Source organism: Campylobacter concisus (assembly GCF_003049735.1).
Taxonomy (GTDB): domain Bacteria; phylum Campylobacterota; class Campylobacteria; order Campylobacterales; family Campylobacteraceae; genus Campylobacter_A; species Campylobacter_A concisus_AN.
The window spans coordinates 219,540-232,135 of sequence record NZ_PIRM01000002.1; the positions used below are offsets into that span (position 1 = coordinate 219,540).

At 37.0% G+C, this 12,596-nt stretch carries 12 protein-coding genes; 2 read left to right on the forward strand and 10 right to left on the reverse strand.

The window, feature by feature from the left end:
• Nucleotides 1-38: 38 nt before the first annotated feature.
• From recR to CVS97_RS05360, 3 genes are read right to left on the reverse strand one after another with little or no spacing between them, the layout of a single operon-like run.
• Entirely contained in the window at nucleotides 39-611 is a 573-nt protein-coding gene (gene recR / locus CVS97_RS05350; protein ID WP_103628964.1) for a recombination mediator RecR, read from the reverse strand.
• Entirely contained in the window at nucleotides 608-1,864 is a 1,257-nt protein-coding gene (locus CVS97_RS05355) for an ArsS family sensor histidine kinase (RefSeq protein ID WP_107785353.1), read from the reverse strand. Before CVS97_RS05355 ends, recR begins: the two co-directional genes overlap by 4 nt.
• Nucleotides 1,861-2,532: a response regulator transcription factor gene (locus CVS97_RS05360; RefSeq protein ID WP_021091583.1), complete on the reverse strand. Its 672-nt coding sequence runs from the start codon at nucleotides 2,530-2,532 to the stop codon at nucleotides 1,861-1,863. The genes CVS97_RS05355 and CVS97_RS05360 overlap by 4 nt, the downstream gene beginning before the upstream one ends.
• 121 nt (nucleotides 2,533-2,653) lie before the next feature.
• On the opposite strand from CVS97_RS05360, the gene dnaJ reads away from it, so the two are divergent.
• A complete protein-coding gene (gene dnaJ / locus CVS97_RS05365) occupies nucleotides 2,654-3,796 on the forward strand; it encodes a molecular chaperone DnaJ (protein WP_107785354.1) in 1,143 nt (380 codons plus the stop codon).
• Between the two features lie 638 nt (nucleotides 3,797-4,434).
• On the opposite strand, the gene pyk is transcribed toward dnaJ, so the two are convergent.
• The gene (pyk, locus tag CVS97_RS05370; protein WP_107785355.1) at nucleotides 4,435-5,886 is read right to left on the reverse strand and encodes a pyruvate kinase; all 1,452 of its coding nucleotides are present in this window, start codon (nucleotides 5,884-5,886) and stop codon (nucleotides 4,435-4,437) included.
• A gap of 90 nt (nucleotides 5,887-5,976) precedes the next feature.
• On the opposite strand from pyk, the gene CVS97_RS05375 reads away from it, so the two are divergent.
• Nucleotides 5,977-7,032, forward strand: a complete 1,056-nt coding sequence (locus CVS97_RS05375; protein WP_021091622.1) for a TRAP transporter substrate-binding protein — start codon at nucleotides 5,977-5,979, stop codon at nucleotides 7,030-7,032.
• Between the two features lie 155 nt (nucleotides 7,033-7,187).
• Here the strand turns inward: CVS97_RS05375 and CVS97_RS05380 are convergent, their stop codons facing one another.
• Genes CVS97_RS05380 through CVS97_RS05405 form a run of 6 tightly spaced genes read right to left on the reverse strand, consistent with a single transcriptional unit; the run spans nucleotide 7,188 to nucleotide 12,595 of the window.
• The gene (locus CVS97_RS05380) at nucleotides 7,188-7,976 is read right to left on the reverse strand and encodes a shikimate dehydrogenase (RefSeq protein WP_107785356.1); all 789 of its coding nucleotides are present in this window, start codon (nucleotides 7,974-7,976) and stop codon (nucleotides 7,188-7,190) included.
• Complete coding sequence (locus tag CVS97_RS05385) at nucleotides 7,973-8,818, reverse strand: SPOR domain-containing protein (protein WP_107785357.1); 846 nt, start codon at nucleotides 8,816-8,818, stop codon at nucleotides 7,973-7,975. Before CVS97_RS05385 ends, CVS97_RS05380 begins: the two co-directional genes overlap by 4 nt.
• Before the next feature lie 13 nt (nucleotides 8,819-8,831).
• Nucleotides 8,832-9,374, reverse strand: coding sequence for a DUF1882 domain-containing protein (locus CVS97_RS05390; protein ID WP_084041248.1), 543 nt, complete (start codon nucleotides 9,372-9,374; stop codon nucleotides 8,832-8,834).
• Complete coding sequence (locus CVS97_RS05395) at nucleotides 9,374-10,618, reverse strand: serine hydroxymethyltransferase (RefSeq protein WP_087579191.1); 1,245 nt, start codon at nucleotides 10,616-10,618, stop codon at nucleotides 9,374-9,376. The genes CVS97_RS05390 and CVS97_RS05395 overlap by 1 nt, the downstream gene beginning before the upstream one ends.
• Complete coding sequence (lysS, locus tag CVS97_RS05400; RefSeq protein WP_234401426.1) at nucleotides 10,615-12,123, reverse strand: lysine--tRNA ligase; 1,509 nt, start codon at nucleotides 12,121-12,123, stop codon at nucleotides 10,615-10,617. The genes CVS97_RS05395 and lysS overlap by 4 nt, the downstream gene beginning before the upstream one ends.
• Before the next feature lie 4 nt (nucleotides 12,124-12,127).
• Nucleotides 12,128-12,595 (reverse strand): Fur family transcriptional regulator, encoded by a 468-nt coding sequence (locus tag CVS97_RS05405; protein ID WP_021091630.1) that lies wholly within the window; start codon nucleotides 12,593-12,595, stop codon nucleotides 12,128-12,130.
• Between the last annotated feature and the right edge of the window lies 1 nt (nucleotide 12,596).

Consider the following 12,596-nt stretch of genomic DNA (forward strand, 5'->3'; position numbering starts at 1 on the left):
ATAAATTTAGGCAAAATTATAACTAAAAGAAAGTTTAATTAGGCTTTTGTACGGCTTTCGTAGGCTTTTAAAAGTGAAAGCATGTCAACGTTTTCTAAATTTACACCAGTTGGCACGCCTTGAGCGATCTTGCTAAATGAAATTTCATTCATACCAAGCTTATCCTCGACATAAAGCATAAGTGCGTCTGAATTTAGCCCTGGTGTAAAGGCAAAAACGACCTCTTTTGAGCCATTTTGCTTGATAGCATTTCGCAACCTCTCTATCGCCTCTTCGTCGATCTCGTCAAGTACAAAATAAAGTCCATTGTAAATTCCATTTTGCTCAAAAACCAAGATATCTTTTGGGCTCTCAACCAGCAAAATAACCTCGCTATCCCTGCTCTCGTCGCTACAAATGTCGCAAATTTCATTTTCGCTTAGCCCACCACAACGCTCACAGCGCTTGATAAATCTCACCGCATCTTCGATATTTTGAGCGAGCCTTAGCCCTGCAAAGCTATCTTGCATGCAGACAAAGTAGGCAAACCTTGCGGCTGATTTCTTACCAACACCAGGGAGCTTTGCAAAAGACTCAGTTAGCTCGTTAAATTTTTCTAAGCCTCTTTTCATGCTCGCTTCGCCTTTGATCTAAGTAAAATTTTAAATACATGATAGCCATCCTCGTAGTCGTAGGCAAGCTCAAATTTTTGCATCTGACAAATTTGCTCGATGATATAAAGTCCAAGTCCCATACCACTTCCCGCACTCACCTTGTCACCACGCACAAAGGCTTGTTTGTAGTAGTCAATCGGGTGATTTAGCTTTTTGCCTAAATTTTTAACCACTATAAATTCGCTATCGCAGATCAAAATAGCCTTTTTATCCTCTGCGTATTTTAGGGCATTATCTACCAAATTTTTAATCGCCAAACTAAAAAGCTGAAAATCCACTCTCAATATCACGTCATCTCTGATATCGCAGCTCACTCGCTCTTCAAATTTATCAAGCATGAGCATATCCTGCACTTGCTCTAAAATGAGCGAGAAATGGCACTCTTGGTAGTTTAGTGCGTAGCTTTTAGAAAGGAGCTGCTCGACCTTACTAAATTCATTTATCAGCATCTCAAGGCGCTCAAATACATTGATGAGTCTCATCTTTTGAGTCTCATTTGCGACCATTTCAGAGACGATCCTGCCTTTGCCAATCGGAGTCTTTAGCTCATGCATAATCGCACGCAAAAATAGCTGCCTTGAGCGGATGAGCTCTCTTATCTTGCAAACGGCATTATCAAACTCAACAGCGACCTGTCCGATCTCATCTTGCTCATTTTCATTTAACCTAGCTGTCATCGCCATTTCCATATTTCCACTGGCAAATTTTCTGATGTCTTTACTAAGCCTTCTAAGTGGTGAAAGACTTCTAAGAACAGAAACATAAAGTGAGATGAGAAGGGCTGAAACTATCAAAAATGCGACCCAAAGCGGGTCATTTACGTGTCTTGCGTCGTTACTTTCAAGAAGTAGCTGAAAAGATGGGTTTTTAATAAGCAAATACAAATCGCCTTTGTAATTAACTGATTGCACCACTCCAAGAGGTGTGTGTTGCGTAAAAACAACATTTCCATTTGTAGCTATCGAAGTGGCTAAATTTTTATTTCCAACATACTCTAAGTAAAAATTTTTAAAATAATGTTCTAAATCTCTTGGGGGATTTCCACGTTCATAGAGTGCGACAAGATAGTTCATCGCACTTATTTGTCTATCCTTTAGCTTTTCTAAAGCACTTTCTTGCTGAATGTTTGCAAAGGTTACAAAGAGCAAGCACATCAGCGAGAAAGCTATGGCAAAGATAATAGTTATCTTCGTAGTTATGGAATATTTCATCCGATAAGCTTATATCCTATGCCTCTTACTGAAAATATATGTTTTGGGGCTTTTGAGCTATCACCGATTTTTGATCTAAGGCGTCCGATAATAACATCTAAGCTCTTTGAATCTTTATCTTTTAGGCTTTTACAGTTATAAACTAGCTGTTCGCGTGATACTGAAAAGCTATGTTGCTTAATGAGATAAGTTAAAATTTCATACTCAGCTGGAGTAAGCGCCAACGGCTCATTGTTAAAGTAAATCTCGTGACGCTTATCATCAATCCTAAATGCGCTATCAACGACCTCTTCTTGTACTTCATTTGTCTTTTTATATCTTCTTATAAGACTTGTGATACGAGCATACATCTCTTTTGGATCGTATGGCTTTGGCAAATAATCATCAGCACCAAGCTGAAGTCCAACAACCTTATCGCTAATATCACTTCTAGCCGAACTTATGATGATAGGAATGTCATATTTTTGGCGAATTTCTTTACAAACCTCAAGCCCATCAATGCCCGGCAAAGTAAGATCAAGTATTAACAAATCATAGTTTTTTATCCCAGCACTAAGTCCTAAATATGGATCTTCAAAATTCGTAACTTTTATATTAAAACTATCAAGATATTCAGATAAAATTTGTGCAAATTCTGGATCGTCTTCTATCATTAAAACATTAACCATGAATTATCCTTTTTATTAAAAATGTAGAGATTATACGGCAAAAATGTAAATTCTTTTTTAAATTTAAACTTTTTTAGGTAAAATCCCATATTTAAAATAAGCTTAATTAACAAGGGAAAATGTGGAATTTGACTATTACGAAATCCTTGAAATTTCAAGAAATGCAAGCGGAGATGAGATCAAAAAAGCCTTTAGAAGACTTGCTTTAAAATATCACCCAGATAGAAATTCTGGCGACAAAGAAGCTGAACTAAAATTTAAACAAATAAATGAGGCTTATCAAGTTTTAAGCGACGAGCAAAAACGCTCTATTTACGACAGATACGGCAAAGAAGGCCTTGAGGGTCGATTTGGTAGCGGTGGCGGATTTAGTGCCGATTTTGACCTTTCAGATATTTTTGACTCATTTTTTGGTGGCGGTTTTGCGAGCAATTCTAGACAGAGAAAAAGATACTCTGAAAAATACTCAGCCGATCTTGAAATTCCTATAAATTTGGAGTTTAACGAAGCTATTTTTGGTTGCGAAAAAGAGATAAAATTTGATCAAAAAGTACCTTGTCCAACATGCAATGCAACTGGCAGTAAAGACGGCAAAAGTAAAACTTGCCAGCACTGTGGCGGAAGTGGCAGGATAACACGTGGAAATGGCTTTATGAATATCGTCCAAGAGTGCCCATATTGCCACGGAAGCGGTGAAGTAATAAGCGAACCATGCCCCGATTGTAACGCGAAAGCTTATAAAATCCAGCAACAAACTGTAAAGATTACTATTCCCGAGGGCGTTGATAGCGGTATGAGAATGAGAGTAGCTGGTAAAGGCAATATCGGCACAAACGGCGTTCAAGGCGATCTTTATGTAAGCATAAACGTAAAAGAAGACAAGCATTTCATTCGCCACAACGACGATGTTTATCTAGAAATTCCTGTCTTTTTCACGCAAGCTATACTTGGCGAAAGTATAAAAATTCCAACGCTTCGAGGAGAAACTGAGCTAAAACTACCTATTGGAGCAAAGGATAAGCAGCAATTTATCTTTGAAAATGAAGGTATTAAAAGCGTAAATTCGCGTAAAAAAGGTAGGCTCGTAGCACAAATTTCTATTCAAACGCCTGAAAAACTAAGCGATGAGCAAAAAGAGCTTTTAAATAAGCTTCAAGCTAGCTTTGGTATAGAATCGGGCAAATCAAATACTGATGAAAGCGTCTTTGATAAGATAAAAAGCTGGTTTAAAGGCGATGAGCCAAAAGGCAAAAAGAAAAAATAAATTTAAATTTGTGACGTTAAATTTGACGTCACAAATTCTTTCAAAATAAATTTTATATATCCTAATTTTTACAAGTAAATTTCACACAAATTTTAAAATTTCATGAAGGAGTAATTTCGGCTATAAAATTTGAGCTAAGCAAAAAGCAAAGACAAATTTTAGCAGTCAATTCTTGCGAGTGAATGAAAGTTTTAAAATTTACAAATCAATCTAGTTAAATTTAAATGTTTGTTTCTTTTGTTAAGGGGGAAGAGGCTTGAATTACGAAGTCGCTCCCTTCCCCTTAACAATCCCCTAACCCCGACGATGTTAGAAGTAGCATGCCTCAGTACTAACGCACTGCATGCGTTATATTAAATTTCAAGCAAATTATAAAATTTATTATCGAGCATATCACAGCTCTAAATTTAGTGCTAAACGAAGTGTGGCCTAAATTTAGTAGTCTACTAAGGCGAGTGAGTAAGATTTTAAAATTTGCAAAATTGCTTTGTTATATTAAGTAGGCATCAGGCAAATTTTAAAATTTCATGAGCGAGTAATTTCGGCTATAAAATTTGAGCTAAGCAAAAAGCAAAGACGAATCTTAGCAGTCAATTTTTACAAGCAAAATTTTAAAATTAACAAGAGAGTATATAAATTTACTCAGTTGCAAGCTCCAAATAATAATCAAGCTGATCGCGTCTGATGATACGTATAAGGTTCGTGCTACCCTCAACGCCCGTAGGGTGACCGGCTGTGACAAGATAGGTCTTGTCGTGGTCAACATATCTCTCTTCATACGCCTTTTTCATAACATTTGCTAAAAGTGAGCTAAGTTTTGTTTTTTCTAGTACAAGTGCTGGCGTAACACCCCAAGCGAGAGTAAGCATGTGTGCTGTTTGTTCATCGTGAGCAACTGCAATGATGTCAATGTTTGTGCGGTTTCTAGCTAATTTTATAGCCGATTTTCCTGAGCCAGTGATTGAGATTAAAGCATCTGCTTTTATGCGAACAGCAAGAGATGCGGCACTACTTGCCACCATATCAGTCTCGTCAAAAAAGTCAAACTCATCAAATTTATTATATGGATAGATGCTTTGAGTTTGGATGATCGTTTTACTCATCGCCTCTACGACCGCAACTGGGTTTTTACCAATCGCACTCTCTTCACTTAACATAACAGCATCAGTACCGTCTAGCACGGCATTTGCCACGTCACTGATCTCCGCTCTTGTGGCAGTCTCATGCTCTGCCATGCTTAGCATCATCTGGGTTGCTGTGATGACTGGCTTGCTTGCTGCATTTGCTTTTTTGATGATGAGCTTTTGGATAGTTGGAACCTTGTAAAATGGCACTTCTATGCCAAGATCGCCACGAGCTACCATGATACCATCACTCTTTGCGATGATGTCGTCTATATTTTCAACCGCGTCAAATTTCTCGATCTTAGATAAAACAGCAGCTCTTGAACCAAATTCTTTTAAGATATTTTTTGCCTTTATTACGTCATTTGCATCTTGTACGAAGCTAATAGCGACAAAATTTACGCCATGCTTTGCGCCAAATTTCATATCTTCTTTATCTTTTGGCGTGATGATCTCGATGCCAAGAGCCGTATTTGGGAAATTTACGCCTTTATTTGAGTTTAAAATTCCATCATTTTCAATGATAGTTTTTACTATTTCTTTGCCTTCACTAACGACCTTTGCCCTTATAGAGCCGTCATAGAGATAGACATACTCGCCAACCTTTAGCATTGGTAAAATTTGAGGCTGATTTAGACTTACTTTATAAATTCCTTTTTCTACTTTTTCACCAACAATATCCTCTGCGTATATGCTTAGTTTGTCGCCAGCCTTTAGATAAAATGGCTCACTAAGCTTGCCAACTCTGATCTTTGGACCACAGATATCTTGTAAAATTCCTATTCTTTTATTTAGCTTTTTTTCTATATTTCTTATCTTGTCAATGTTTGATTTATGGTATTCGTGTGTCCCATGGCTAAAATTTAAACGAAAGACATTAACACCTGCTTTTACCATCGCTTCCATTGTCTCTTCATTATCACTTGCTGGCCCCAAAGTAGCTACGATTTTTGTCTTTTTTATCATTTTATGCCCCATAAATTTGATTTTTGCGATTATAACACATTTTAATAATGTAATTTTTTGTATAATAGGCAAAATTTAAAAGGAGAAGATATGAATAAATTTTTATTAGCGTCTCTTGGTTTAGCAGCTGTTGCTTGCGTTGCTATGGGAGACGATAAAGTTTATAAGCTAAAGCTTGCTAGCTCATGGGAGAGCACCATGCCAGTGCTTGGTGATGTACCAAAAGAGCTAAAGGATAAAGTTGAAAAGATGAGTAATGGCAGACTTGAGCTAAGGATTGATTATCCATCAAAGCATAAATCACCTTTTGCAATGCTTGATTTTGCTAAAAGCGGTCAATACGACATTACCTATACAAGTAGCTATTATTATAAAGGCAAAGATGCTAAAACTATATTTTTTACAGCAACTCCATTTATGATGAATACTGATGAGCAAACAGCTTGGTATGAATTTGGCGGTGGTAAGGAGCTTGAGGCAAAAGTTTACGATCCATACAATATCAAAATTTTTAGAGCTGGAAATACTGGCATGCAAATGGGTGGCTGGTTTAAAAAAGAGATCAAATCATTAGATGACATAAAAGGCTTAAAGATAAGAATTCCGGGCTTTGGTGGTGAAATTTACGCTAAACTTGGCGCTAACATCAATACTATCCCAACTGGTGAGCTTTATATGGCTCTTGAGATGGGAACGATCGACTCAGTCGAATGGGTAAGCCCAGCTTATGATATGGCGCTTGGCTTTCACAAAGTGGCAAAATACTACTACACAGGCTGGCAAGAGCCAAACGGCGAAACTCAATTTTTCTTTAATAAAAAATCATACGAGAAGCTTCCAGATGACCTAAAAGCGATCTTTGAAGCAGCTGCAGCTGAAGTAGCAAGAGATGCGAATACAAAAGTATTTTATTCAAATGTCGAGTACTGGGATAAAATGAAAAGCGAGTATCCAGACATCCAAGTAAAATCTTTCCCACCAGAAGTAATCGCAGCTCTTAAAAAAGCCACAAATGAGCTTCTTGATGAAGAGAGTGCTAAAGATCCATTATTCAAAGAGATCGTTGAGTCTCAAAGAGCTTTCCTTAAAAAAGCAAGAGAATGGACTAAAATTTCAGACTACGCTTATATCAAAACAAACGAATAGTAAAATTTAGCAGGGATCTTCCCTGCTTTTTATATTTTCTACCAATTACTTATAACAAAAATTTTAATCAAAATATTTTCTACAAGCCATAAAATTTAACTTAGTTTAAAACCAAACTTACGCAAATTTTTTACAAAAATAAATACTGGCGGCTATTATAGATAGAAAATTTCTCTCATTGAGCGCTCTATCTTTGACTCATCGAGTGTATTGTTAAAAAATAAATTTAGTGCTAAAACCGCTTGATATAAAAGCATATCGGCTCCATCTTTTACACTAAGGCTGCTTTGCTTGGCCATTTCTAAAAATGGTGTCTGCTTGCCATAAATCACATCAAATGCAAATTTAGCATCCTTAAAAATGCTTTTTAAAATTTCTTTAGGTGCTGGTAAAAAATCATCCTTTAGGCCAGCAGAGGTCGAGTTAATGACTAGATCAAATTTTTGCTCTTCGTAGTTATCCCAGCTAAAGCATTTGTACTCATCTTTAAATTTCTCAAGCCTATCTTTGCTTCTATTTAGTATGCAAACATCAACGCCTTGTTCTCTTAATGCATAAGTTATGGCATTTGCAGTACCGCCTGCTCCAAGGACAATTGCTTTTCTTACATCTTTAAAATTTTTTATTGCTTTTAAAAACCCAGGCGCATCTGTATTATATGCATAAATTTTGTCATTTTTAAGCACAAGTGTATTTGCAGAGCCTATTTTGCGAGCTATATCTGAAGCTTCATCGGCTAAATTTAAAGCCCACTCTTTATGTGGAAGTGTTACATTTGCACCGTTTAATTTTAAGGATTTAAATTTATTGATTAATTCACTGCCATCTTTTAGCAAGACTCTTGTGTAAAGTGCTTTTAAGCCCAGATCTGCAATGGCTTTATTGTGCAGCCTCGGAGATACCGAGTGAGCTATTGGATCTCCAAAGACTGCGAATGTTTTCATTTTGCTCTAAAGATAAAAGCGTCTTTATTGATATCTTTTCTAATATCGCCTACTACTTTTTGAAGCGTTTTTTCATCAAATGGACCAACTAAAATTTTAGTCAGTTCACCAACTTTTATAGTCTTGTAGCTATATCCCTTAGCAGCGATCTTCTTCATATATTCAGCATTTGGATTAAATTTACTAGTCACAAATACTTGAACATAAGAGCCTTTTGTAGCAGGTTCAGTTTTAGCTACTTCAGCTTTTTTATCCGTTTTTTCTATTTTGGTTTCAGCCTTTTTTTCAACCTTTTTATCTACTTTATTTTCAGTCTTAGCTGGTTTTGCCTCACTCTTTTTATCAGTAGCTGCTACCTTTTCGACTTTTTTAACTGGAGCATCTGCCTTTGTCTCAGCTTTTTTTGCTGGTATTTCAGCAGGCTTTTCGATAGGCTTAACTATCTCTTTTGGCTCTTCGGTTTTAGAAACAGGCTTATTGTTTTCTTTATCTTTTAGCTTTTTGATCATATCTTCAAATTCATCTTGTTGCTTATTTTCAGGCACAATCGGTACTTGCTCAAAAAGCTGTGTATCGCCTTTTTTATTGTCTGAATTTGTATCAGCTATCGGAGCTTGTCTATCTACTGGCTGCTCAGCTGGTACTGGAGGAAGCACTAGTCTTGAATCAGCTTCATTTTGAGCTTGTGAAGGATCGCTTGAATTTACTAGCTTCATAGCCACTACAATGATCAAAAAAAGTATAATAAGAGCTGCTATAAATATAAGAAGTTTTTTTAGCTTCAATCCTCTTGCGTCATCATCTCTTTCTAAAAGAATATCTTTTAACTCATCATTTTCCACTTTTTATCCTTAATTACATATATTTTGACCAACTTGCCCCACGCTCTTTTTGATAGAGTTTATAAGGTAAAGTTAGTATGTTAAATTCTTTTGGCATATCGATATTTGGAAACATCCTCCACTCTTTAGGCAACTTCTGCGAAAGCTTTGCGTTGAGCATATTTGCTAGTTGGCAAGCCTCATTTAGCGTAGTGTGACCTTTATGTACATAAAGATGCAGATGCCCTGGCGTCTTGCTTTCGTAGGCTGTAAAATTTATAAATCCCTCTTCTCTTAAAAGAAGCTGTGCTTTATGCCAAAATCTATCAGGGGTTCTGCCGTTATAGTCAAAGACTATATTTTCAACTTTATCGTATGCATTTATTAAAGAGTGCGCGATAACAGCCTTGCCCTCTTCATGCTCTTTCATAATATTATAGGTCAGCGGCTCATTTATCTTTTCAAATTTATCAAAGAAAATTTTACCCCTGTATTCTATTTTATTAACGATCGTATCACGCTTGATATAGTAATGAGTTGTAATAATCTTTATAAGTGCCGTATCAATACTTTGCATCAAAATGTCGCTTTATCATAGATTATAAATTTATGAGCAAGTTCAACTAGCTCAGCTTTTGTCTTCTCTTGTAAAGATGTGTTGTTTATGTCGCTTAGAACGTCAGCTATTTTGTTTGCTATTAGCTCAAACTCAGCCTCTTTCATACCACGAGCCGTAAGCGCAGGACTACCCACACGTATACCACTTGTGATAAATGGGCTTCTTGTCTCGCCAGGGACTGTGTTTTTATTTACAGTTATGCCAGCATTTCCTAGAGCGATGTCTGCGTCTTTTCCGCTAAATTCACGATTTAAAAAGCTCATCAAAATTAGATGGTTATCAGTACCACCACTCACTAGATCAAAGCCTCTTTTTATTAGTACTTCGCCTAATTTTTTAGCGTTTGCTTTTACTTGTTTAGCATAAATTTTCCACTCAGGGCTAAGGTTATGCTTAAAGCCAACTGCTTTTGCTGCGATAACATGAACAAGTGGTCCGCCCTGGATGCCTGGAAAAATAGAGGCATTTATCTTCTTAGCATACTCTTCGTTATTTGTCATTATTATGCCGCCTCTTGGGCCTCTTAATGTTTTATGCGTAGTTGAGCTTACGACATCGCAGTATGGGAAAGGACTTTGATGCTCACCAGCAACAACAAGACCAGCAATGTGAGCAACATCTGCAAAGAGTATCGCCCCAACAGCATCGGCTATCTCACGAAATTTTTTAAACTCGATCTCTCTTGTGTATGCGCTTGCGCCGCAAACGATCATTTTTGGTTTTACTATCTTTGCAATATCCATGACTCTATCGTAGTTTATGCGACCGTCAAGCTCGACGCCATAGAAAAAGCTCTCATACATTTTGCCAGAGCTGCTGACCTTTGCGCCGTGAGTTAGGTGTCCACCATGGCTTAGATCCATGCCTAAAATTTTATCACCTGGATTAAGCAAAGCACCGTAAACGCCTTGGTTTGCCTGGGAACCTGAGTTTGGTTGAACGTTTGCAAATTCACATCCAAAAAGTTCTTTACATCTATCGATCGCGATTTGCTCGATTTCATCTACAAATTCGCAGCCACCATAATATCTCTTGCCAGGATAGCCTTCAGCGTATTTGTTTGTTAGGATTGAGCCCATTACTTCCATAACTTCTGGATATGTAAAATTTTCACTAGCGATCATCTCAAGGTGATCACATTGGCGTTTTAACTCTAAATTTACTAGATCGTAAATGTCCTTATCGTAGCTTTGCAAACTCATTTTTCATTCTCCTTTATCTCATTTTTAAGTGGCCTCATCGCTGGGAAGAGCACAACATCGCGAATTGATTTTTTATCCGTTAAAAGCATCACGAGCCTATCGATGCCTATACCCTCGCCTGCAACTGGTGGCATGCCGTATCCTAGGGCCTTTACATAGTCCTCATCCATCTCGTGTGCCTCGTCATCGCCTGCGTTTTTAGCATCGATTTGAGCTTTAAAGCGGTTGTATTGATCGATTGGATCGTTTAGCTCGTTAAAGCCATTTGCTAGCTCGCGACCAGCGATAAATAACTCAAATCTCTCAGCCACATCAGGATTTGCATCACTTCTTCTTGAAAGCGGGCTGATCGAAATCGGATAATCAATAACAAATGTTGGGTGTATAAGCTTACTCTCTACGTAGTTATCAAACAACTCAGCCTGCAAGTGACCAAGATCAAGCTTCTCATTTGCTTCAAGGCCATCAGCTCTTAGTTTTGCTAAAATTTTATCTTTATCGTTTATGATATTATCATCTAGTCCGCCGATCTCAACGAGAGCTTTTTTATAGCTTATTCGCTTAAATGGCTTACTAAAATCAATCTCCATGCCGTCAAAATTTACAACTTTTTCCATATCTAGCTTGTCTAAAATGACATTAAAAAGATCCTCTGTGATACCCATTAAATCGTGATAGTTATGGTATGCCCAGTAAAACTCTATACTTGTAAACTCAGGATTGTGAGTAAGATCCATACCTTCGTTCCTAAAATTTCTATTCATCTCATAAACAGCCTCAAAGCCACCTACTATAAGGCGTTTGAGGTATAACTCAGGTGCGATCCTTAGGTATCTCTCGACCCCAAGGGCATTGTGAAAAGTTATAAATGGCTTTGCGTTTGCACCGCCTGCTATTGGGTGTAGCATCGGTGTTTCAACTTCTAAAAAGCCTTTTTCTTCAAAAAATCTTCTAATCGTACTAATAATCACTGAGCGTCTTTTAAAATCAGCTCTAACTTCAGGGTTCATTATCATATCAAGGTATCTTTGGCGATATCTTGTCTCAACATCAACTAGTCCATGATACTTCTCAGGAAGTGGGCTTATCGACTTTGAAGCAAGGCTAAGCTCGCTTACATGCATAGAAAATTCGCCAGTTCTTGTTATAAATGCATAACCTCTAACATAGACGATATCACCTATCTCTACGTATTTTTTAACGATTTTAAACCATTCTGGATCAAGTGTTTTATTACTAAAGTAAATTTGTAAATTTCCATCTTCATCTTCAATATTTGCAAAAACCGCTTTTCCAGCATCACGAATGAGTTTTATTCTACCCGCAAGACCTACTAGCTGACCTTCGGCCTTTTTCTCTTCTGTATCATTAATGTAGTTAAATTTTAGTCTAAATTTAGAGATATTCATATCTCTTCTAAGAAAATGCGGATATGGATTAATACCTAAATTTCTTAGTTCGTCTATGCTTTGTAGTCGTTGAATCTCATGTTGATTGTCAAATATCACCTTACTTTCCCTTTATATTATTTTTTGAGCATTTTTCACAAATTCCATAAAGCTGCATCATATGACCAGTTAGTTTAAAACCATGATCTTTTGCGATACTGATTTGTCTTTTTTCTATCATTGGATCTTCAAATTCTATGATAAGACCGCACTTTCTGCATATCATATGATCGTGATGTGGCTTTGTGGCAAGCTCAAATTTTTTGCCTTGTGAACCAAAGCTGATTGATGTCACCATCTCTGATTCTTCAAGTAGATTTAGTGTTCTATAAACAGTTGCGATACCAATATTTAGCTCAGGGTGCGTTTCTTTTATAAAAAGATAAAGTCTTTCTGGAGTAAAGTGTTCGCCATTGTTATATAGCGTTTTTAGTAAAATTTCACGCTGTTTCGTATATTTCAAACCATTGTCGCGAAGCACTCTTTTGAATTTCTCAAGCAACGCATCATATTCTAAATTTTCTATCATT